The sequence below is a fragment of the Vibrio sp. 970 genome (assembly GCF_033339075.1).
Window position 1 is genome coordinate 25532 of sequence record NZ_JAWOTW010000006.1, and the last position, 23605, is coordinate 49136.

Sequence of the window (23605 nt, forward strand, 5' to 3'; positions counted from 1 at the left end):
TATGGAATAGTTGCGACGAATGTCACATTTTGTATGGAAGTGTCAGACTTGATTGACATGTGAAAATTCAGAAGATTCATACTCTATTTGAGTGATATATAACCTTTTGTTTTTTCCGAACGCGAGATCACTGCGGGTTTAAATGGGGCTGTGCTAAGCTAGCTAACAGTTTCAATCGGCGCTCGGTATTCCCAATTTGTTTACTGTTTATCACTCCAACCAAGTTGACGTTCTTAAATCACTCCTTGTCGAACTGATTCGAATCAGTCCGCTGGAAAACCCGTTCGAAAAAGAACAAATTCTGGTTCAAAGTCCGGGCATGTCCCAGTGGCTAAAAATGGAATTGGCCAAAGAGTTTGGTGTTGCCGCGAACATTGATTTTCCGCTTCCTGCTACCTTCATTTGGGAAATGTTTACGCAGGTGTTGCCAGACGTGCCAAAACGCAGTGCGTTTAACAAAGAAGCGATGACTTGGAAGTTGATGCATCTGCTGCCGGGGCTTCTCAACCAAGACGTGTTTTCGCCGTTAGCGCAGTACCTCAAAGATGACAGTGATCACTCTAAGCTGTATCAACTGGCTGAGAAAATTGCCGATATTTTCGATGGTTACTTGGTGTATCGTCCGGAGTGGATCGCAAGTTGGGAAGCAGGGCAGAGTGTGCCAGAGCTGGAAGATGAGCATCCGTGGCAGCCGATCTTATGGCAAGCGTTGTATGATCACACTGTGTCATTAGGACAGTCTCCATATCACCGTGCCAACCTTTATGAGCACTTTATCGACACGTTAGAGAGTTTTAACGGCAATTTTGACCATTTACCCAAGCGTTTGTTTGTTTTTGGCATTTCTTCGTTGCCGCCTCGCTATATGGATGCGCTAAAAGCAATTGGTGAACACATCGACGTGCATCTGATGTTCACCAACCCGTGTCGTTATTACTGGGGTGAAGTTCGAGATCGCAAATATCTGGCTCGTTTGGCGGCGAAACATCGTCAGCACGTTGTGTGGCAGGACGATCACTCGGAAGTGCAAGGTGAAACTGAGCAACTGAAAGGATCACTGGAAGATAATGTGATCGATGAGCTGCACACCGATGTGGTCGGAAACAGTCTGTTGGCATCCATGGGTAAACTCGGGCGCGACAATATGTATCTGTTGTCTCAGCTGGAATCTCATGAAATTGAAGCCTTTGTTGATGTTGAGCGCGACAGTCTGCTCCATCAATTGCAAGCGGATATTCTCAATCTTGAAGAACATCAAGATGACCAACAGATTGAAAACAGTCATCACAAACAAGTGGTTAGCTTGGGTGATAAATCACTGAGCCTACACGCTTGTCACAGCCCGATGCGTGAAGTGGAAGTGCTGCATGATCAACTGTTGGCGATGTTCGATGCTGACCCAACGTTAAAACCGCGCGATATTATCGTGATGGTCGCGGACATCAACGCTTACAGCCCTGCGATTCAGGCGGTCTTTGGTAACGCGCCGGGTGAGCGTTTTATTCCATATTCGATTTCTGACCGAACCGCCGATCAAGAGAGCCCAATTCTGGCCGCATTTATGCAGTTGGTGAACTTACCCAATACGCGCTGTTTGGCCTCAGAACTACTCGAACTTCTGGAAACTCCAGCGATATTAAAGCGTTTTGAACTCAGCGAAGATGATTTTTTACAAGCCAAACAATGGGTTGAGGAATCGGGGATTCGCTGGGGATTGGACGCCAATACCGGATGCGAATTTGAACTGCCGGAAACCCGTCAAAACACATGGCAATTTGGTATTCAACGAATGTTGCTTGGCTACGCGATGCCAGAATCCGCAGGTTTGTTTGAAACCGAGCAAGGCAGTTTGTCTCCGTACAACGAAGTACAAGGCATGGGCGCAGAGCTGGCGGGCAAGTTGGCACACTTTATCCAACAAATTAGCACTTATCGAAGCAAACTTTCTCATGTTCAGACTATTGATGGTTGGCGAGAGACTTTAGTTTTACTGCTGGATGACTTCTTCTCAGTTGAGTTAGAAGGCGAAATGGCGCTCAAATCCATTCGCGATACGCTCAGCCAACTCAAAGAGCAATTAGCTGATGCCGCATTTGATGATGCGTTATCGCCGTCGATCATCAGCCAATACCTTCAAAACAAATTATCTGGCACACGAGTCAGCCAGCGCTTCCTTGCTGGTCAAGTGAACTTTTGTACCCTGATGCCGATGCGCTCTATTCCGTTTAGAACTGTTTGTCTGTTGGGGATGAATGACGGCGTGTATCCGCGCTCCATGCCGCCAGAAGGCTTTGACTTGATGACAGGAAGAACCAAACCGGGCGACCGTTCGCGCCGAGATGATGACCGTTACCTATTCCTCGAAGCGATGTTGTCTGCACAGCAAACGCTCTACATCAGTTATGTTGGTCGTTCAATCCAAGATAACACCGAGCGAGTGCCTTCGGTTCTGGTTTCTGAGCTGATGGAATACTGTCACCAAAACTATTGTTTAAGTGGTGATGAAGCGTTGCCCGTTGATGAGTCTGGCGACAACTTATTAAATGCGTTGGTGAATACCCACGCCATGGTGCCGTTTAGCCCGAGTGCGTTCCAAGGCATGCACGCCAGCTACGCGAAAGAGTGGATTCCAGCGGCATTGACTCAAAGTAGTCAATCGCAAGGCTATGTTCGTCGTGATTTTAATCGGGCATTAGACGACTATCTGTTAGGAGCGACGTTCCCACTTGAGCTCGACTTAGTCGAGTTGCAACGTTTCTGGCGCTTACCTGTGCAGTATTTTTTCAATCGTCGTTTAAAAGTAATCTTTGAACCGCCACTGCCGGTGATGGAAGACGACGAACCCTTTGTTTTAGGTGGTTTGGAAAGCTATCAAATGCGTGATGAGCTGTTAGAAACCTTGCTTGAAACGACATTGATGCAGCCAGAGAAAAAAACAGAGGTGCTTAAACACTTTATGAGTCAACAGCGCGCGCAAGGCAAACTGCCGGTGGGGGCGTTTGGTTATATCGAGTTTGAAACCAACCGAGTTCAGGCGGAAGAGCTGGTGGACAAACTGGCGTTTTTATCTGGTGCGCCTCAAGACGATTTGGAAATCGACCTGACGTTTGATTCCTTGTTTGAGCGAAATGAAGGCGAAGAGAAAAACGTTCGCCTAACAGGTTGGCTAACTCAATGCTACCAATCCGGTTTGATTCGCTATCGAAGCGGTAAGATTCGATCGCAGGATTACCTTGCAGCGTGGATCGATCACCTTGCCATGTCGGCGTCGGGTCATGCTAAGAAAACTCACATCATTGGTTACGATCGTAAAGAAGGCGCGCTGCATTTGATCTACCCAGAAATTGCCGATGCTCAGTATGCCAAACAGCTACTGACTGAATTAGTTCGCTTATTCTTCGAAGGCATGACTAAGCCTTTGCCTTATTTCCCGAAAACGGCGTTGGCTTGTGTTGAAGCGGGCTTTAGCCGTGGTCAGTGGGTCGATGACGAAGAGAAATCTTTGAAGAAAATGGCTGACGCATTCAATGATGGCTTCATGAGCCCGGGCGAAGGCAGTAATGCGTACATCTCTCGAATTTGGCCTGCTTGGAATGATGAGTTGGCCTCAGAAGTTCGTTTGCTGACAGCATTAGTTTTGCAAGGTGCGCGCTTAGCGGTTCAAGACACTGATGACGTAAAAGCGTAATAAAGACAGTTGGATAAAGAGAAGGAAGAGTAGGGTGGCCGCCAGAAAATCATTATTTTTTGTAGGGCGTTCGCTGTACGGCCACAAGGTCAGAGGGACCATGATACTTTTGTTTAATTCATTTGAGTTGTGCCGCCAAAAGGTTTGGCTTATCTCGTGGGGCGCATACTAACGGTACGTCTTATGGATAACCGTGAGAAAGATCTCACAAAGCTCTAAATTATCCAACTTGTTAAACATATTAATAGAATTTTTAACTATAGATCACATTTATTAGGTGATACGTCCTAGTAAATAATCCGGAGAGATTCAGCGTTATGGATCAAATGTCAGGTGCAGAGTGTCCTCTACATACGTTAGACCGCACAGAGCAACCTCAACCAACGCCACTAGAACCGATGACGTTTCCTCTGCATGGTGCGAGGTTAATCGAGGCATCAGCAGGTACAGGTAAAACCTTCACTATTGCAGGTTTATATCTGCGCCTTTTGCTTGGTCACGGCAGCGCGGAAACTCGGCATCGCGTACCGCTTACGGTCGACCAAATTCTGGTCGTAACCTTTACCGAAGCGGCAACTGCGGAATTACGCGATCGTATCAGGGCAAGAATCCATGATGCGCGAATCGCGTTTGCGCGTGGACAGAGTTCCGATCCGGTGATCCAACCTTTGCTTAATGAGTTTGACGATCACAAGCAAGCCGCAGAAATTTTATTGCAGGCAGAGCGTCAGATGGACGAGGCGGCGGTCTACACCATTCACGGTTTTTGCCAACGTATGCTAACGCAAAATGCGTTTGAATCTGGCAGCCGATTTAATAACGAGTTTGTGACCGATGAAAGTCACCTAAAAGCGCAAGTTGTAGCCGATTACTGGCGTCGCAATTTCTACCCGTTGCCGTTTACCTTGGCTGGGGAAATTCGCCAGCTATGGAGCTCTCCATCTGCGTTGTTGTCTGACATCAGCAATTACTTAACTGGTGCGCCGTTAAGCCTTTCTGTTCCTGCAATGAAAGGCAGTTTGGCTGATCTTCATACTGAAAACTTGAAAAAAATTGATGAATTAAAAGCACAGTGGCGAGAAAGCCAAGATGACTTCTTCACGCTGATTTCAGATTCAGATATTAACAAACGCAGCTACACCAAAAAGTCTCTGCCGACGTGGTTGGAGGCGGTAAACGCTTGGGCAGCAACGGAAACCACAGGTTACGATTATCCAGACAAGCTGGAGAAATTCGCGCAAAACGTCTTGTTGGAAAAAACACCGAAAGGCAGTGCGCCGCAGCACGCGGTATTTGAAGCCATTGAAACATTTCTTGCCAATCCAATCAGCTTAAAAGCGCCACTGCTTGCGCATGCGATTGAGCATTGTCGTGTGATGCTGGCCAACGCGAAAAATCAAAAACAGTGGCTCTCTTTCGATGATTTGCTGACGCAACTTTCTGCTTCTATCGATACGGACGAAAGCGAGCTTTTAGCGGCGCGTATTCGTACTTTGTATCCTGTCGCAATGATTGACGAGTTCCAAGATACCGACCCGCTTCAATACAGTATTTTCAGCCGTATTTATCTGAGCAACCCGGAATGTGGTTTGTTTATGATCGGGGACCCCAAGCAGGCGATTTATGGCTTTCGTGGCGCAGACATTTTCACCTATATCAAAGCGCGTAACCAAGTAAGTGCCCACTACACGTTAGGAACCAACTGGCGTTCTAGCGCAGATATGGTGCAGGCGGTAAACCAAGTATTTGCTTTGCCAGACAGTCCATTTATCTATGATTCGGACATCCCGTTCTTACCTGTAAAATACAGTCCCAATGCCGAAAAACGCATTTGGACTATGGGTGGTCAAAAGCAACCCGCGCTGACTTATTGGTTGCAAGAAGCAGACGATAAACCGCTACCAAAAGGCGAGTATTTGACTCGAATGGCGGAGGCGACCGCAAGCCAAATCCAAACCATTTTGACGCAGGCTCAACAGGGGCAAGCGTGTCTGGCGAATGGCGAAAAACAGAAAGCGGTTCAAGCGGGCGATATCGCGGTGTTGGTTCGAACAGGTAGTGAAGGTCGAATGATCAAACAAGCGTTGGCTGATCAAGGCATTGCCAGCGTGTACCTGTCTAACCGAGACAGTGTGTTTACCAGTTCAGTGGCGCAGGATTTACAGCGTTTGCTGCAAGCGGTGCTGACGCCAGAAAATGACCGTGCGCTGCGTGCAAGTCTTGCCTCTGAGCTGTTTGCCCTCGACGCAGCAAGTTTGGATGCGCTTAATAACGATGAAGTGGTGTGGGAAAACGCCGTAAACGAATTCAAAGAATATCGCAAACTTTGGGTTCAACGTGGTGTGCTGCCGATGTTGCGCGCGGTGATCAGCAAACGCCATATTGCCGAGCGATTACTAGAAGAAGGCGCGAGTTCACAGGGTGAGAATGGTGAGCGAGTACTTACCGATTTAATGCACATTGGTGAACTGCTTCAACAAGCCAGTAATGAACTGGATAGTGACCACGGTCTGCTGCGTTGGCTCGCTCAGTCTATCAGTGATGCGGAAAACGGTTTGGGTGGCAGTGATGACCAAATCCAACGTTTAGAATCGGAACGTAACTTAGTGCAGATCGTAACTATTCACAAATCAAAAGGCTTGGAGTATGACCTCGTATTTCTGCCGTTTGTGTTCAGCTATCGAGAAGCCAGCGAAGCCAAATATTACGATGCAGCCAATGACCGCACGGTACTGGATATCACAGGCAACGATGCGTCCATGAAGCAAGCGGATAAAGAGCGTTTGGCGGAAGACTTACGCTTGATATACGTGGCACTAACGCGAGCTGTGTATGCGTGTTTTATTGGAGCCTCACCTTTGCGCAATGGCCGTTCGACCAAAGAGCCAACTGGCGTACACCGCAGTGCGATTGGCTATTTGATTCAGAATGGTCAAGAAGGTGGCATCAACGATTTGCACCAAGGTTTAACAAAGCAACAAGACGAGCTTGATTGTGTCGTTGTGACCGATCCGCCGCAGCAACTCGAAGACAAGTACGTAGCGCCACAAGAAGAAGTACACGATCTTAGTGCGAAAGAACTGCAAAACCCTATCGACAGAAACTGGCGCATCACCAGTTACTCTGGCTTGGTCAAGCAAGGTTCTCATCACGCCGAGCATGATGCCACGATTGAGATTACGGGTTTTGATATCGACTCATCTGAAGAACAAGACGAAGCGGATTTGGTGGAGCCAGAGCGTTCTATTTTTACCTTCCCTCGTGGTGCGCGTCCGGGTACGTTCCTGCACAGCCTGTTTGAGGAAATTGAATTTACTCAGCCAGCCACGACGGAAGAGAATACACAAATCATCCTTGGCTTGATGGAAAGCGAACAGCTCGATGAAGAGTGGTTGCCCATTTTACAGCAATTGATTGATACCGTACTCGCAACGCCGTTGGATGGTAAGTCTTTGCTGCTGAATCAAAAAGCACCGTCGCAACGTTTGGTGGAGATGGAATTTTTGCTGCCGATTGAAGTGTTGTCTGCACCGGCGTTAAACCGAGTCATTCAACGTCACGATCCGTTGTCGGCGAAAGCGGGTGATTTAGGTTTCCAAACCGTGCAAGGCATGCTCAAAGGTTTTATCGACTTGGTGTTTGAACATCAAGGTAAATACTACGTGCTTGACTGGAAATCGAATCATCTTGGCGACGATGTGACGCACTACCATGGTGAGGCTCTGAAATCGGCGATGGCGGATCACCGCTACGATTTGCAGTACCAGATTTATGCGTTAGCACTGCATCGTTTCCTACGCAGCCGATTGGCGAATTATCAATATGAGCAGCACTTCGGTGGCGTGTATTACTTGTTCTTGCGCGGTATGGATGGGCAGAGTGACCACGGCATTTTTGCCGCGAAACCAACCTTAGAGTTCTTACAAGAGATGGATCGTTTGATTGATGGTCAAGCACTTGAAACGCGCTCAACTCAAGCCGGGCAGATGGAGCTACTTTAATGACGACAAATCGCAATCTTCATTCTGGCCAAGATAGTCTATTGGTAGTGCTGGAACGCTTGGCGCACAAAGGTGCTATTCGTCAGCTCGACTACCAATTCGCCTGTTTTATTGATTCTCAAACGCATGATGAACAGTCGGACAGTCAAGCATTGGCGTTTATCGCGGGTGTTGTCAGTAGTGAGCTTGGCAAAGGACATATCTGTCTGTCTCTGTTCGATGCACAAGGGCAATCTACGGATTTAGCCAGTAAGCTAGGGCTGTTTGGTGAGTCGGCATTGGCGCTCAACACACAGTTGCAAGACATAGACTGGATTCAAGTATTAAAAAATTCCACCGTGGTCGGCGCGCAAGGAGAAGCCTTGCCGCTGATGTTCGATGGCGAGCGTCTGTATCTGCACCGCTATTGGCATTATGAAGTGACACTGGCGGAAAAGCTCAATCAGTTGGGCGCCGCAGTTAACTTGCAACCACAAGAGTTTGTGCGATTATCCGAGTTGCTCAACCATCTGTTCGCACGCCAATACCATTTTCTGTTTAACGCGTTGGGCAAAGCAGTAGAAGCGGGAAGCAGCAACCAAGTGTTACGTCAACAATTGGTGTGTGATCACCTTGATGTGGTCGCAAGCGAATCGTTGGATTGGCACGCCATTGATTCCGTGCTTAGCAATGCGCGCAAGGTTCAGGATTTGCATCAACTGGATGAGCTGGTGCCACTTTCAGCTTGTGTGAACTGGCAAAAAGTCGCGGCGGCGGTTGCGTTAACTCGTCGATTTGCTGTGATTTCTGGTGGCCCTGGTACGGGTAAAACGACGACAGTAACCAAATTGCTTGCTGCTTTGATTGAACAGGCGACACACGAGAAAAATCTAACCATCAAGCTGGTGGCCCCGACGGGGAAAGCGGCGGCGCGATTAACCGAGTCCATTGGTAAAGCAGTGCAAGAACTGCCAGTTTCTCCGGAGCTAAAAGCCAAAATTCCGACTGAATCGAGTACTTTACATCGGTTGCTGGGCGCGATTCCTAATAGCGCAGAATTTCGTCACAACAAGCAAAATCCACTGCATTTGGATATTTTGGTTATCGACGAAGCGTCGATGGTCGATTTGCCAATGATGTACAAAGTGGTCGATGCCTTACCGAAACATGCGCGGCTGATTTTGCTAGGTGATAAAGACCAACTTGCCTCAGTTGAAGCAGGGGCAGTGTTGGGTGATATCTGTTCGTTCCATGCATTGGGTTATGGCAAAGAGCAGGCGTCAGCCATCGCAAAACTGGCGGGTTTCGATACTTTAGCCCATACAGGTACCAGTGCATCTAGCATTGCTGATAGTTTATGTATGCTGCAAAAGAGCTACCGATTTGACGCTCGCTCAGGCATTGGTCAGTTGGCAAAAGCGGTTAACTCAGGTTCTGCTGCGAGCGTAGATAACGTCTGGGCGCGTGACTTTTCTGACATCGAACATTTCGCGCTAAGTAGTCAACATTACAACCAAATGATGCAGACGTTGGTGCAGGAATACGGTCGTTACCTCAAACGCATTGGACAACAGGAAACTGATCCTAAAACCGGAGAGCTAGAGTCGCTAACGCACAAAGCCAAAGCGGTGTTAGATACCTTCAACCAATGCCGATTGCTGTGCGCGATCCGTGAAGGTGACTTCGGTGTGGCTGGGCTAAACCAACGCATCGAGAAAGCGCTTGCGGCGCGCAAGTTAATTCAAGTTCAGGATGAAATTTGGTATCACGGCAGACCTGTCATGGTTACGCGTAATGATCACGGTTTAGGTTTGTATAACGGTGATATTGGTATTTGTATGCGAGATGACAGTGAAGAAGAACCGCGTTTGAAAGTCTTTTTCGAGTTACCTGACGGCAGTGTGAAATCGGTCTTGCCAAGCCGAGTACCTGAACATGAAACGGCTTACGCCATGACCATCCATAAATCGCAAGGCAGTGAATTTGATTACACCCTGATGATTTTGCCACCAGACTTTAGCCCGATATTAACCCGTGAGTTGATTTACACAGGCATTACCCGCGCGAAAAAGCGTTTAGCTCTTTACGCCGAGCTCAATGTTCTGAAGCGAGGCATTAAGGTGAAAACCACTCGCGCGAGTGGGTTAGTAAAGCGGCTTACCAACTAAAACAAGAAGACCGAGCTTATGGCTCGGTCTTCTTTTATGCATGTTTTGCAAACGCATTGGTAAAAGACACGCTGCGTATTTTGTATTGCTGTTGATAAGCAAGAATAAAATCTCGGATAGCGTCATTTACGGGGAAAACACAGTGGACGTCTAGGCCTTCTAAAAACTGATTGTCAGCCATATCCCAGAAGCTTTGAAGCGAATTACAAATGATTGTTCTCATAACAGTGCTCGTCTCGGCTTATTTAAAGTCAGATTAACAACTGTCCTTGGTGTGCAATACGGAGCTAACTAGTTTTTCAATTGCCCAGTATTTTAGGGTGAAGGCTAATTACATCACCTAGATCCATTCGTATTGGTTAAAAACCAATCACTAGCGAGCAGAGTATAGCCAACCAAATGTATATTTAAAAGATAAAATTGGAACAAAAATCAAGCAATGGTTTGCGCATTTCTAAGTTGGGTTTACATGATGACCCGCTAGTCCGGAGTAGGGTTTATGTGTGGCCTTACTCCTCAACAAACTCGTTCCTAAACAAGCTCGATGTGCAGGGTTGAGCGTTAATGAACTAAATCCTGCCCTTTGAGGTTAGTTGGTATAGTGGAACGTTAAGTTTCGCTCCCTGATTTAAGGTTAAGCTATAAATCTAACGCTAAGATTTTGGACTTACGCTGGAAGTTATATAACCCTTGTTTGGCTCCAGGCAAATAGTCGACACTGACTTCGTAAAAACCTTGCTCTCTGAACCAATGCAAACTGTGTGTCGTGAGGACAAAAATCTGATCAATGGTTTCGGATTTAGAACGATGTTTCATGTAGTTGAGCAGTAACAAACCTCGGTTTCCATCACGATAGTCAGGGTGAATCGCTACGCAAGCCATCTCAGCTTTACGCTCTTCTGGGTATGGATAAAGGGCAGCACAGCCAATAATCAAGCCGTCTTTTTCGATGATGGTAAATTTTCCAATCTCTTGCTCTAGCTGTTCTCGAGAGCGCCTAACCAGTACACCTTGTTCTTCTAACGGGCGAATGAGGTCTAAGATACCGCCAATATCGTCAATATTAGCTTGCCTCACTTGTTCAGCACTCGCCATAACAACTTGGGTACCGATACCGTCGAAAGAGAACAACTCCTGAATTAAGGCGCCATCTACTTTATAACTGATCAAGTGGCTACGAGGTACTCCGGCACGGCAAGCGGCAATAGAGCCTTTAAGAAAGCGCAGTGTTCCAGTGTTGTAATCTAGGTCAGGAGACGTATTTTCAGAAAGCGTTTTGATGACATGCTCCGCCTCAATTGGTAGTAACTCGGCGACAGCATTGCCGTTGTCATCAATGACACCTTGTTCGGAGCAAAAACCAATCAGCTTATCCGCACCCAGCTTTATCGCTAGTTGGGTGGCGACTTCTTCCGATAATAAATTGAAGCACTCGCCAGTCACAGAGCTAGCAATGGGACCTAGCAGAACAATTGAACCTTGATCAAGAGTGCGATTAATCGCGTCGGTGTCAATGCGGCGAATACGTCCACTATGGCAATAGTCCACACCATCATCAACGCCGAGTGGTTGGGCAATGATGTAGTTTCCGCTAACGACATTGAGCTGGGTACCTGCCATCGGAGTATTGTTGAGGCTCATTGATAGGCGCGCAGTAATCGCAAGCTGAAGTTGTCCGGCAGCTTGCATAACAACAGATAAAGCCGATTCATCCGTAATGCGGATATTTTTGTGGTAAGGCGTAGTGAGGTCTTGTTTTTCTAGCAGCTGATTAATTTGAGGACGTGCACCATACACCACCACGACTTTGATTCCGAGGCTGTGCATGAGTGCGATATCATTAATAATATTGCCAAAATTTTTGTGTGCGACGGCTTCTCCGCCCAGCATGATCACCATGGTTTTTCCGCGGTGAGCATTGACATAAGGTGTTGATTGACGGAATCCTTTTACGAGAGCAGTACTACGAATTTTCACTACAGCCATTCCTTTGTTTAATTATGTTAAAATAATGCCTTTTTATTCATTGAGTAGCAAGGCGAAATTTTGGAATAAAGCACAAACATATTGAGGTAGGTTCTTGGTCCCGTTAAGAGGGAAGGTTACAATGGTGGCGTCTTTCCTCAATACGTGAACCTCATGTCTTCTGCTGTTAATAAGAATGCTGCGATCACTGCTTCAAATCTGTCAAAAACGTCATCTAAATCAATGCTTCGTAAGTGGCTAGAGCGTTCTCTCATGCTTATAGCGATAGTTGGAACCGTTGTCGTGTGCATGCTGTATAGTGATTTGATTACTCGAACCATTAATCCGCCCATTCCCAAATCGACAATTTATGGTCGCTGGGTTGAGCAAGATGTTGCGCCTTATGCTCGTGAAGAATTTGTGTTGAGTGAGCGCGGTGTTACCGTAAATGGTTCTACAGTGGCGACCAGTTTTGAATTCGATGGGGATTCGTTTTCGTATCGAGTGGGTTCAAATGAGCGGCACTTCAATTTTGTGGGTAAGCAGCATGCAGAAATGAAGCTGGATGCTAATGCACATTATCTACCTGTATTCCGTTTAGAGGGGCGTGCAAGGATTGCGGTAAGATAGTCGTTTTTATCTTTGTCTGTTAAGCAGAGATCTCTTGCGTCTGTGAGTCACATGGATGATCACAATTTCATCTCTCAATCAGTAAATCTTACTTTCAAACATAATCCGGACAATTCCGTAATTCTTCCGCTGCTATCATGTTGCATTAACTGAATGAATTCACAACGAGTAAACGGATTGGCTTAGCGTTGAAACATTTTGTCGTTGCTTTTCAATTGCACCGTATGCATTTGTTTGCCATCCTTTTGCTATTCTCTTTTACGGAAAAGACACGTGTTAAAAAAACTCCTTCCTATTATCTCTTTGAGCCTACTCTTTGGCTGTGCTCAACAAAATGATCGTGCTCAGCAATATCTTGATGGTGAGTTTCCTCAGATCCTCAATAAAGTGGACGTAGTTGAGTCTAACAAACCACGCGATTTTACTGAATTTAACAAGCAAGCTGAGCAAGTGGTGATAAAGTCACCATCCATGGCGAAGATATACCAACCGCTATATCAACGATTAAGTGAGTGGGCGCAACAGAGCGGAGATACCAGTGCGTTGAGTGCGTTTGGCATTCAAGCCGCGCAATTGGGTGGTGGTGATAAAAAAGGTAATGTGCTGTTTACCGGATACTTTTCTCCCGTGATGGAGCTGCGTCATACACCAAACGACATTTTTAAGTACCCAGTTTATGGCAAGCCAAACTGCTCATCAGATTGTCCGACTCGTGCGGAGATCTACAACGGGGCATTAGATGGCCAAGGTTTAGTGCTAGGTTATGCGCCTAACCGTATTGACCCGTTTATGATGGAAGTGCAGGGCAGTGGCTATGTGCATTTTGAAGATGATGATACGTTGGAGTACTTCGCGTACGCAGGGAAAAATAATAAAGCTTACGTTAGTATTGGCCGCATTTTGATTGAACGTGGTGAAGTGCCGCGTGAAAAAATGTCTCTCAAAGCGATTAAAGAGTGGGTAATGGACAACGACGACGCAACAGTACGCGAGTTGTTGGAGCAAAACCCTTCTTACGTCTTCTTTGCGCCAAAAGCGGAAGCGCCAGTAACGGGATCGGCTGGTATTCCTTTGTTACCAATGGCCGCGGTCGCGGGTGACCGTTCTATCTTACCAATGGGCACACCAATCTTGGCGGAAGTACCATTGCTGAATGCGGATGGTACGTGGAGCGGTGCTCATCAACTGCGAATGCTGATCGTTTTAGACACTGGTGGTGCGGTAAAACAGAACCATTTGGATCTGTATCATGGCATTGGTGCGAGAGCAGGAACGGAAGCAGGGCACTACAAGCATTTTGGTCGAGTTTGGAAACTTGGGCTGGAAAACTCACCAACTCAAGCGCCTTGGGCTTTGCCGCCAGAAAAGCTACAATAGCGACCCAAGAAAGAGGAACCGCCTCTTATCTAGACATTTCATCAAAGAGTGCGTATAAATCGCACTCTTTGTTTTTCTATCGATCATCTGGACTTCAATATGCGTGAACTCGATACCCCAGCATCTGACAGCTACAATCAACGCTTTGGCGGCACTCGTCGTCTTTATGGCAACAGTGAAGTGGACATTCTTCGCGCTGCACACGTTTGTGTTATTGGTATTGGTGGCGTGGGTTCATGGGCGGTCGAAGCGCTGGCCCGTACTGGGATCGGTGAGTTGACTCTGATTGATATGGATGATGTTTGTGTCACGAATATTAACCGCCAAATTCATGCGATGACGGGCACCGTTGGCCAAAGCAAAATTGAAGTTATGGCCGAGCGTGTCAAATTGATCAACCCAGAGTGTAAAGTCAATCTGATTGATGATTTCATCACGCCAGACAATCAACATGAGTACTTAAGCAAAGAGTTTGATTACGTGCTAGATGCGATTGACAGCGTAAAAGCGAAGGCGTCTTTGTTGGCGTATTGCCGCAGCAACAAGATCAAAGTGATCACTACGGGGGGCGCTGGTGGTCAGGTTGACCCAACGCAGATCATGGTCGCTGATTTAACGAAAACGATCCAAGATCCTCTAGCGAAGAAAATCAAAGACACCTTGCGTCGTCATCATAACTTCCCTAAGAATCCGGCTCGTAAGTTTGGTATTGATTGCGTGTTTTCAACCGAGCAGCTGAAGTACCCTCAAGCAGACGGTTCAGTGTGTGGTGTGAAGTCGACAGCGGAAGGCCCAAAACGTATGGATTGTGCTAGCGGTTTTGGTGCGGCGACTGTGGTAACTGCAACGTTTGGCTTTGTCGCGGTATCGCGAATCGTTGAGAAGTTGATTTCAAAATATAAGAAGTAAACTAGAAGAAGAGCGCATCATGACAGATTTTCCCGTTTCTCCATTTGGTACAGATATCACCAGCGAAGACATTGTAGCGACTATGCAGCAATTTCAAGGCTGGGAAGATCGCTACCGTCAGGTTATTCAGTGGGGTAAAAAGCTGCCACAAATGCCAGAAGAGCTGAAATCAGAACAAGTTACCGTTTCGGGTTGTGAAAGCTTGGTGTGGTTAGTGAGCCAAGAGCAAGATGGCGTTTGGCATTTTTGTGCGGACTCCGATGCGCGTATCGTCCGTGGATTGATTGCCTTGGTGATGGCGGCTTATGACGGAAAAACGGCCGATCAAATTCAAGCATTTGATATTGATGCTTATTTTGGTCAACTGGGGCTTGTCTCCCATTTAAGCCCGTCACGTGGTAATGGCTTGAAAGCTATTGTAGAGCAGATTAAGCAAACCGCCGTGTAACGAGTCATTTTCCCAATTCTTAAAAACGCCGAATAACCTAGCTGTTTGGCGCTTTTTTGTATCTGAGTTGAGACATTTTTTGCATATGGATAAAAAGTATGCAAATAGTCGACTATTTTAGTGTTAATTAACCTTTCTATTGATCCTGGTTCATTATATTGCCCACTTGGTTTTTATAAACTCAATTGTATTTAAAATTTGTCTATATTAGATAGTAGACATATGCCTCATTCGCTCCTGTTCCCCAATGCTGACACGCATTTGGAGGCGATTGGGATATTTAGGTACAAACGCTAGGAACCTCCCTATATGCAATTCACCTTGGAACATGCGCAAGACGTATTATCCGGAATGCCAGACCCCACTTTTATTCTGAGTGAAGATGGTATCTATATTGATGTTTTTGGAGGAACAGATAAAAAAGCCTATCACGATGGAAGCAATTTGATAGGTAAGACACTTCACAGCGTACTTGAAAAAGATAAAGCCGACTGGTTTATCGAGCAGATCAGTCGATCACTGAAACAAGACAGTATTGTGACGATCGAGTACAAGATGTGCGCCGACAGCATTCAGGGAATAGATGCCAACAGTGGACCAAGAGGCGATCTATACTACGAAGGCAAGATCTGCCCACTCGCTATAAAATACCGGGGTCGTCGCGTTGTCCTTATTCTTACACGCAACATCTCCAATCGCCACCGAGTTGAAACCCTTCTTCGCCATCAAAGCCAAATAGATGCTCTCACCAATATCTACAACCGACGTGTTTTTTTCGAAAAGCTCACAGAAGAAGTTATTAAATCCCAAGCTCCAGATTATCACTCCGTGTTGTTATTGTTTGATTTGGACTTTTTTAAAGTCATCAATGATAAACGTGGTCATGATGCGGGGGATTATGTCTTAGAGACGTTAGCTGATTTGGTTTCTCACTTACTCGTCAAAGACGAAATTTTCGCAAGAGTCGGAGGGGAGGAGTTTGCGATTATTTTGCCAGAAACTTCTCTGTCGGCGGCGAAAGAGGTAGGAGAGGAAGTACGTTCCCACATTCAAAATTGTCAGTTCGAATTTGAAAAGATTGAAATTCCGGTCACGGTGAGTGTAGGCGTGGTGGAAATAGGCAGAAATGAAACCACCAAACGTTTGTATGCGCATGCAGATAAAGCGCTTTATGCTGCGAAAAGAAATGGCAGAAATTGCGTGGCGACTCTGGATAGGCAGATGGAGTAACCTTGTTGGTTACTCCAAATCAAACCGTTGGCGTTATAGCATGTCGACGGCTTTTTCAACGGCGGCGATGAGTCTTTCCACATCGCTCGTCGTGTTATAAATACCAAAAGAGACGCGTACCGTGCCTTTCACATTTAGCGCATCCATCAATGGGTGAGCGCAGTGGTGTCCTGCTCGTACCGCAATGCCTTGTTGATCGAGCAGCGTCGCAATATCTTGGTGATGAACGCCGTCCATTACGAAGGTCAGTACAGAGGCATTCGGTTGATAGCCTAGAATATGGATGTCATCCAAAGCGCTTAGTGCTTGGTAGGCCTTATCCTGAAGCGCATGGAGATGAGTCTCTACTTCGTGATGGTCAAAACCTTGGTACCACTCAATGGCTTTCGCTAGAGCAATCGCGCCCGCAACGTTTGGTGTGCCCGCTTCAAATTTTCCAGGAAGTGCAGAAAACGTCGTTTTTTCGAAAGAAACGCGTTCAACCATTTTACCGCCGCCGTGCCATGGTGGCATGGCTTCCAAAAGTTCAAGCTTGCCGTATAAAACCCCAATGCCTGCTGGTGCATAAAGTTTGTGACCTGAGAAAACGTAGAAATCGATATCTGATGCCGATAAATCAAGTTGCTCATGTACGATGCCTTGCGCGCCATCAACTACAATAACCGCGCCAACGTTGTGCGCCAGTTCAGTGATTTTTTCTATAGGTTGGCGTGTGCCTGTTACGTTGGTTATTTGCGCGCAAGCAACAATTTTACAGCGGTCAGACAGAAGCGCCTCAAATGCACTGATGTCGAACTGGCAATCTGATGTCATCGGAACTTTAATGACTTTAGCACCCGTTTGCTCTGCCACGATTTGCCAGGGCACGATGTTGGCGTGGTGCTCCATCTCGCTAATCAAGATCTCATCACCTGGTTGTAACGTGCTACGGGCGTAGGTTTGAGCAATTAAGTTCAGTGCTTCGGTTGCGCCCCGTGTCCAAATGATCTCTTTAGAGCTGTTTGCACCAATAAAGCTTGCCACTCGTTCTCGTGCCGCTTCAAATTGGCTGGTGGCATTAGCCGTTAAACTATGGCTGCCACGGTGAACATTGGCATTTTGCGCACTGTAGTAATGACTGATGACATTAATCACACATTGCGGTTTTTGCGTTGTCGCTGCGCTATCTAGATACACTAAGGGCGTATCGTTGACGGATTGGTTTAGAGCAGGAAATTGCTCGCGTACAGCATTTACGTCAAACATTATTCCTCACCAAGCTTGTGGTAGTGCAGAGTAGGCAGAGGGATCATTGGTTCAGCAACTGACCATGCGTGTTTTTTACCTGAGAGTTGAATGATTACTTCCATCGCGAACTCTAAAGCTGTACCCGGACCTTGACTGGTGATCAGGTTGTGGTTGATATCAAAGGTCACGCGTTTGCTGCGCCACTTCTCTTCCGGGATATGTGACTGAAAGCTCGGGTGACAGGTCATCAGTGATTGTGGGAAAAGATCATGGTGTTGCAATACCAACGCCGGTGCTGCGCAGATAGCAGCGACCAATTTTCCCTCGTAGATGTGCTGCTTAAGGATTTCTATCATCACCGTGCTATCACGAAAAATTTCTGCACCACCAACACCACCAGAAAGCGCTATGGCGTCAAACTCATCATCAGCGATATCGACTAGCTTACAATCGGCAGTTAGTGTGACTCCGCGAGAAGCTTTCATCGTCAATGAGCCATCAAAAGCAGCACTCGCTACTGTAACGTCATAACCCGCGCGAACCATCATGTCGATAACGGTGACGGCTTCCATTTCTTCGGTGCCTGGAGCTATTGGCACTAAGATTTTCTTACTCATTGTTCTGTCCAGCTTTGTTCTATTTGTTTGATGCGTTGGTAAAGTTTTAAATTCTCAGGCGTATTGATACGATGTTTCTCGGCAGCCTTTAACAAGTATCCGGTTATAAAATCAATTTCCGTTCGACGTTGATGGAATACGTCTTGCCTCATTGAAGAATAGTTCTCAGCTGTGGCGTTCACCACTTGCATTACCGTATCGAAAAGAGAGCGAAACTCGATAGCAATACCTTCTTTACTCATTACTTCAACCAGTTCTTGAGTGATGCTTTCGAGTTGTATCTTAAACTCGGGCTGCGCAAGCTCACCATTCTTACACTGGTGAATCGCAGTCAGTGGGTTAATCGCGCAGTTAATTGCTAACTTAGTCCATAACGCAGATTGGATGTGTGGATTCCAAATGACCTCTGGAAGAGCATGATGCATAACATCTTGCAGAAAAGCGCACTGCATTCCTTTGTCATTATAACCACCCGCTTGCGTTGTTCCGTGACCGGTATGCAATACGTGTTGGTTATCTGGTTTGTATGCGCCGTGCGTCGTTGTTGCGAGCACTATCGGATTGTTTGGCACAACCTTCTCCAAGGCAGAGGCAGTACCCATACCATTGTGCATCAGCATGATAATCGTGTCTGTATTGATATGAGGGAGCAAAGGCTGAATGGCGTCTTCCACTTGCCAAGCTTTTACCGTGATCAAAATGAGATCTGCTTTATTTACGGAGGAAATATCTTGATTACTGAATACGATTGCGGGTGTGTCATCCAACTGAAGTGATTGTTGGCTTTCAGAACTTCTTCCCCACAATGAAACATTGTGCCCGGCAAGCTTAAATTTTGTTGCCCAGAGTGAGCCCACCGCACCTGGACCGAGGATAAGGATATTCACCAAACGCTCTCATTAAAAAGGTTTGCTGCAAGGATAATGAGGGAAAAAAGGAAAGCAAATAAAAATGGCGCCGAAAGGCGCCATTTTTGAGCAAACTTAGTGGTTCAATTAGAACTTGTAAGTTACAGCAAGGTAGTGGCCAAAGCCAGTTGACTTGAACCCATCAGTATCTTTGATACCGTACACGTCTTTGTAACCTTTTAGACCGTAACCCACTGCGAAGCGGTCTGAGTGCCAGTAGATACCGTTGAACATTGCACCACCGTTTGACGCGGTTGAACCAAACTTGTTACCAGCATCATCATCCATACCGAATTGGTAATCGATGTAGCCTTGGTAAGAAATGAATGAACCGTTCTCGAAGAAGTAGAATGGTTTGAACCAGTTAGTCGAGATTTGGAAACCGTTCCAATCCTTTTTGTTGCCGTCGTAAGTGCCGTATAGGTTAACACCAACTTTACCAAACCAAGGAACCATTACGTCAGAACCTAGACCGATTTTTTGAGAGTTAACACCAGAGTTACCACCCCACTCGATTAGAGTTGCAACGTATAGCTCTTGAACTGGACCGAAAGATAGGTCTTTACCAGTTACCGCATCTAGAGACATACGTGGAGCGAATTTCATAAAGATCTTCTCTGCGCCAGCTTTGTCGCTACCTGGATCAGAGGTTAGGTTGAATACATCAACGTAGCCGTAAAGGTCGAAGATACCAGAGCGGCCGCCGAATTCCATTTCTAGGTAGTCGTGTGAAGACTCACCTGGAAGTTCGTCAAATGCACCCATTAGGTTAAATTGCATCCACTTGTAATCGTTTTTGTGAATATCGCCGTCAGAGTAATCTGCCGCCATAACTGGAGCTGAAGTAGCCGCTAGAAGGCTAAGAGCTAAAAGTGATTTACGCATAAGGGGACTCTCTATGTTTGTAATGATTCAGAACACGCAATCTGTGCTGCGCTTTCCAATTGGCGGGAATAATAGCGATAAAAATCCCAAATGAAAGTGATAAAGGGTGCAAAATGAAACGTTTTTGGTGAGTTGCATCACGAAATTATCTTTATTTACGGAACTTTTTGTTTGTTGCATTTTATTGCAATAAATGTGTGATTTGGATCGTTTGCGTGAGCGATTTTATGACTTTTTAAGCCAGTCGATTAACCAACATAAATCGTTAGTGATCGGAGTGATAAGGGATTCGTATGTATCCGTGAATCAAAGAGGACGTTTGAATGAAAGAAGTCATGTTATTCCCACTCACTTCAGTTGTACTCCCTGAAGGTAAAATGAATCTGCGCATTTTTGAGCCACGATATAAGCGAATGGTAAAGGAATGCAGCCTACAAAATGTGGGTTTTGGAGTTTGCCTAGTAGGAAGTGAAGGTGACCCTAAAGACGTGGGTAACGTTTCATCTATCGGAACTTTGGTCAGGATTGTTGATTTTGAAACACTCAGTGATGGTCTTCTTGGTATTACAGTCGCTGGTGAGAAACGCTTTGTTGTCAAACGAGTTCGTGCAGATGCGGACGGCTTACGCCATGCAGAGGTCGAATGGTTAGACAATTGGCAACATCCAGACAACTCACCAGATTTCTTCTATTTAAGCCAGCAGTTATCCCATGTTTATGAAGAGTTTCCTCAACTTGGAAACCTCTACCAGCATCGTTTTTACGATGACTCAGCTTGGGTGACCCAGCGCTGGCTTGAATTACTTCCTTTAGACTGCAATCTGTTCGAACAGCTCGTTGGCGCAGAGAACTGCATTCCTGCGTTGCAATTTCTGACAGAAGCCATAGAAGCCCCGACTAACAAAGAGGCAAGGATATGAAAGGATTTGGCAGAGCTGCGCTAACTATGGTGGCGGCATTAGGACTGGCGGCGTGTGGCTCCGACAGTGACACTATCGAGTATTCCAATTTACAAGCAGTGCACGCGTCTTCTGACGCGCCGCTTGCAAATGTGTGGATCAACGATAAACCATCATTAACGAATGTTGATTATGGTGTGGGATCTGGCTACGTTAAATTGCGAGAGGGGATGAATTCGATTCAGGTCGATGTTCAGCTCCCAGGTAATGAAACCGCGACCGTAATACCTAAAACAGAACTAGATCTTGATTCCGACCTCAATTATAACGTGTTCGTTGTTGGCGATGCCGATGGTTCGCCAAACCCAGTTGAGCCTTTAGTTGTGACTCGCAGCGCCGATTCAATGGCTGATGCCAATAGTCTAGATGTTCAAGTTGTTCATGCAGCTTCAGGCGTTCCTGCTGTTGATCTTTATGTCACTGAGCCAGGTGTTGCTCTTGCTAGCGCGACTCCAATAACTAACCTTGCTTACAAAGCTTCTACCGACGTATTGAACATCCCAGCTGGTGAGTATCAAGTTCGACTTGCCGTAGGAGACAGTGTTGCTTTTGACTCCGGCACAGTACCTCTTGCGGCTAATTCCAACTTGACGATTGCCGCTATCGGCACAGGAGATTCGAATAGCACGTCACCTGTCAAACTCTTGGTGTTGGACGGTTCGGGCTCTTCTATAATTGAAGATATGGGCAGCCAAGCTGAAGTAAGAGTCGGACACCTTGTCGATGGAGCGCCAGTCGTCGATGTTAACGTTAACGGGGCGGCCTTCGCTCCTCTTGCCGACTTAGCGTTCAAAGAGATTCGTGGTTATTTGGATCTTGCTGCTGGCGCTTACGATATTGACGTTTACGTGGATGGCACAACAACCAATCCGATCATAGATGTTGACGGGTTAATGGTTGCAGGTGGAATGGATTACAGTGTTTATGCAGTCGGTGTTGTTAGCCCAGCGATTGATATCGAAGCTCTGGTTGTTGAAGATATGAGACGCGCTGTGGCGACTAGCGCGACATTGAATGTGACACACGCTGCGGCTAATCCTATAGCGGAAATGGTGGATATTTACCTCACTACGAGTGCAGGAATAGATGGAAGTGATCCAACTATTGCTAATTTTGCGTATAAAAATAGCGCACAAGGATTATATGTCGCTGAAGGTACATATTATGTAACGGTAACAGTGGCTGGTAACCCAAGTATTGTTGCGGTTGACTCAGCACCAGTCAATGTAATGAACGGTGTTGTGTACCAAGTCGTTGCCATTGATGATGGGAACAACGGTGGTTTCAACTTGTTGGTCGATGACGTGACCGATTAGGACGAATGGGAGGAGGAGACTCCTCCCACAAATTAAGGCCGATTATGATGAGTGATAGCCCGAAAAAACTGGGGCGCAGTGATTGGAACGATTACATGGATAAAGTGAAGGCTCGAGACAAAGATGCGTTCGCTTTTGTATTCCGTTTTTACGCACCCAAGCTGAAGCAATTCGCTTACAAACATGTTGGTAATGAGCAAGTTGCTATGGAGATGGTGCAAGAGACCATGGCGACAGTTTGGCAGAAAGCGCACCTCTATGATGGTGAAAAGAGCGCGTTATCGACTTGGATATATACCATAATCCGAAACCTTTGTTTTGATTTGCTGAGAAAACAGAAAGGTAAGGAATTACACATTCATTCTGATGACATTTGGCCGTCAGAGTATTATCCACCTGATCTTGTTGATCACTATTCACCAGAACAAGATATGTTGAAAGAACAGGTGGTTAAGTTTTTAGATATATTACCGAAAAACCAGAGAGATGTTTTACAAGCGGTATATCTTGAAGAGCTACCTCATCAACAGGTCGCGGAATTATTTGATATACCCCTCGGTACTGTAAAATCCAGGCTGAGGCTTGCAGTAGAAAAGCTAAGGCATTCAATGCATACGGAGCAACTATGAACAAACACCCAGATAACAGCTTGTTAGAAGCATACGCTTCGGGAAGCATTGATGCGGTTTCTGGTCTTGTGGTCGCAACCCATTTAGAAACATGCACCAAGTGCCGAGCTTATGTGAACCAAGTCGAAGCAAGTCAAGCGAACATCGTAAGTGACATACCTTCTGAGTATGTTTCTGAATTTGACGACATGTTTAATGACATCATCAATGCGGAGCCAGCGACTGATAATATCGTGATCCGCGACTCTGCTGCTGTTAATGTCGCAGGAAAAAGTTTCGCTCTTCCTAAAACTCTAGCGCGTTTCTCTGACCTCGTAGGGTCATGGAGAAGTTACGGAGGCAAGGTTTTTAGTGCTCAGATTGACCTAGGGGAAGACGCTCGTGTCAGCTTAATGTACATCGGGGAAGATGTGCAAATTCCTCAACATACGCACAAAGGCCTGGAGTCTACATTGATCCTGCATGGCGGATTTAGTGACGAGGATGGCCAATATGAAGAGGGCGATTTGATGATTAGAGACGCATCAGTGAAGCACAGCCCTTACACTAAGGCCGGAGAAGACTGCTTGTGTTTAACCGTATTGACTGAGCCGATGATCTTTACTCAAGGCGTGGCACGTATATTTAATATGTTTGGTAAAGGGTTATACCCATAGACCTCTTATCTTA

At 46.3% G+C, this 23605-nt stretch carries 18 protein-coding genes; 12 read left to right on the plus strand and 6 right to left on the minus strand.

Annotation, left to right across the window (positions count from 1 at the left end; all coding sequences use genetic code 11):
* Nucleotides 1–196: 196 nt before the first annotated feature.
* From recC to recD, 3 genes are all read left to right on the plus strand, one after another.
* The gene (gene recC, locus R7Q11_RS10745; protein ID WP_225466432.1) at nucleotides 197–3688 is read left to right on the plus strand and encodes an exodeoxyribonuclease V subunit gamma; all 3492 of its coding nucleotides are present in this window, start codon (nucleotides 197–199) and stop codon (nucleotides 3686–3688) included.
* 326 nt (nucleotides 3689–4014) lie between these two features.
* Nucleotides 4015–7689 carry an exodeoxyribonuclease V subunit beta gene (gene recB / locus R7Q11_RS10750; RefSeq protein ID WP_225466464.1) on the plus strand — a complete coding sequence of 1225 codons (3675 nt, stop codon included), beginning with the start codon at nucleotides 4015–4017 and terminating at the stop codon, nucleotides 7687–7689.
* Nucleotides 7689–9836: an exodeoxyribonuclease V subunit alpha gene (recD, locus tag R7Q11_RS10755; protein ID WP_225466433.1), complete on the plus strand. Its 2148-nt coding sequence runs from the start codon at nucleotides 7689–7691 to the stop codon at nucleotides 9834–9836. The genes recB and recD overlap by 1 nt, the downstream gene beginning before the upstream one ends.
* A 34-nt stretch (nucleotides 9837–9870) precedes the next feature.
* On the opposite strand, the gene R7Q11_RS10760 is transcribed toward recD, so the two are convergent.
* Together R7Q11_RS10760 and argA are read right to left on the minus strand one after the other, a co-directional pair.
* A complete protein-coding gene (locus R7Q11_RS10760) occupies nucleotides 9871–10059 on the minus strand; it encodes a hypothetical protein (protein ID WP_005380230.1) in 189 nt (62 codons plus the stop codon).
* A gap of 416 nt (nucleotides 10060–10475) precedes the next feature.
* Nucleotides 10476–11813, minus strand: coding sequence for an amino-acid N-acetyltransferase (gene argA / locus R7Q11_RS10765; RefSeq protein WP_012841478.1), 1338 nt, complete (start codon nucleotides 11811–11813; stop codon nucleotides 10476–10478).
* 162 nt (nucleotides 11814–11975) lie between these two features.
* Between argA and R7Q11_RS10770 the strand changes: the two genes are divergently transcribed.
* From R7Q11_RS10770 to R7Q11_RS10790, 5 genes are all read left to right on the plus strand, one after another.
* On the plus strand, nucleotides 11976–12431 hold the full coding sequence (locus R7Q11_RS10770) for a DUF2850 domain-containing protein (RefSeq protein ID WP_005380234.1): 456 nt from the start codon (nucleotides 11976–11978) through the stop codon (nucleotides 12429–12431).
* A gap of 273 nt (nucleotides 12432–12704) precedes the next feature.
* Nucleotides 12705–13808 carry a murein transglycosylase A gene (mltA, locus tag R7Q11_RS10775; RefSeq protein ID WP_054577574.1) on the plus strand — a complete coding sequence of 368 codons (1104 nt, stop codon included), beginning with the start codon at nucleotides 12705–12707 and terminating at the stop codon, nucleotides 13806–13808.
* Between the two features lie 99 nt (nucleotides 13809–13907).
* Nucleotides 13908–14717 (plus strand): tRNA cyclic N6-threonylcarbamoyladenosine(37) synthase TcdA, encoded by an 810-nt coding sequence (tcdA, locus tag R7Q11_RS10780; protein ID WP_005380241.1) that lies wholly within the window; start codon nucleotides 13908–13910, stop codon nucleotides 14715–14717.
* A gap of 19 nt (nucleotides 14718–14736) precedes the next feature.
* The gene (gene csdE / locus R7Q11_RS10785) at nucleotides 14737–15165 is read left to right on the plus strand and encodes a cysteine desulfurase sulfur acceptor subunit CsdE (protein WP_064368728.1); all 429 of its coding nucleotides are present in this window, start codon (nucleotides 14737–14739) and stop codon (nucleotides 15163–15165) included.
* Nucleotides 15166–15474: 309 nt separating this feature from the next.
* A complete protein-coding gene (locus tag R7Q11_RS10790) occupies nucleotides 15475–16395 on the plus strand; it encodes a sensor domain-containing diguanylate cyclase (RefSeq protein ID WP_136976877.1) in 921 nt (306 codons plus the stop codon).
* Between the two features lie 33 nt (nucleotides 16396–16428).
* Here the strand turns inward: R7Q11_RS10790 and csdA are convergent, their stop codons facing one another.
* The 4 genes from csdA to R7Q11_RS10810 all read right to left on the minus strand — a co-directional run bounded on the left by csdA (nucleotide 16429) and on the right by R7Q11_RS10810 (nucleotide 20032).
* Complete coding sequence (gene csdA / locus R7Q11_RS10795) at nucleotides 16429–17640, minus strand: cysteine desulfurase CsdA (RefSeq protein ID WP_025768229.1); 1212 nt, start codon at nucleotides 17638–17640, stop codon at nucleotides 16429–16431.
* Nucleotides 17640–18239, minus strand: a complete 600-nt coding sequence (locus tag R7Q11_RS10800; RefSeq protein WP_006742560.1) for a DJ-1 family glyoxalase III — start codon at nucleotides 18237–18239, stop codon at nucleotides 17640–17642. Before R7Q11_RS10800 ends, csdA begins: the two co-directional genes overlap by 1 nt.
* Nucleotides 18236–19126, minus strand: a complete 891-nt coding sequence (panE, locus tag R7Q11_RS10805; RefSeq protein WP_017820775.1) for a 2-dehydropantoate 2-reductase — start codon at nucleotides 19124–19126, stop codon at nucleotides 18236–18238. The genes R7Q11_RS10800 and panE overlap by 4 nt, the downstream gene beginning before the upstream one ends.
* 108 nt (nucleotides 19127–19234) lie before the next feature.
* A complete protein-coding gene (locus tag R7Q11_RS10810; RefSeq protein ID WP_005385292.1) occupies nucleotides 19235–20032 on the minus strand; it encodes an outer membrane protein OmpK in 798 nt (265 codons plus the stop codon).
* A 323-nt stretch (nucleotides 20033–20355) separates the two neighbouring features.
* Between R7Q11_RS10810 and R7Q11_RS10815 the strand changes: the two genes are divergently transcribed.
* Genes R7Q11_RS10815 through R7Q11_RS10830 form a run of 4 tightly spaced genes read left to right on the plus strand, consistent with a single transcriptional unit; the run spans nucleotide 20356 to nucleotide 23592 of the window.
* Entirely contained in the window at nucleotides 20356–20952 is a 597-nt protein-coding gene (locus R7Q11_RS10815) for an LON peptidase substrate-binding domain-containing protein (RefSeq protein ID WP_005380253.1), read from the plus strand.
* Nucleotides 20949–22307: a DUF4397 domain-containing protein gene (locus R7Q11_RS10820; protein ID WP_213885659.1), complete on the plus strand. Its 1359-nt coding sequence runs from the start codon at nucleotides 20949–20951 to the stop codon at nucleotides 22305–22307. The genes R7Q11_RS10815 and R7Q11_RS10820 overlap by 4 nt, the downstream gene beginning before the upstream one ends.
* Nucleotides 22308–22351: 44 nt before the next feature.
* Complete coding sequence (locus R7Q11_RS10825) at nucleotides 22352–22936, plus strand: RNA polymerase sigma factor (protein WP_005380255.1); 585 nt, start codon at nucleotides 22352–22354, stop codon at nucleotides 22934–22936.
* The gene (locus R7Q11_RS10830) at nucleotides 22933–23592 is read left to right on the plus strand and encodes a ChrR family anti-sigma-E factor (protein ID WP_005380256.1); all 660 of its coding nucleotides are present in this window, start codon (nucleotides 22933–22935) and stop codon (nucleotides 23590–23592) included. Before R7Q11_RS10825 ends, R7Q11_RS10830 begins: the two co-directional genes overlap by 4 nt.
* Nucleotides 23593–23605 lie beyond the last annotated feature (13 nt).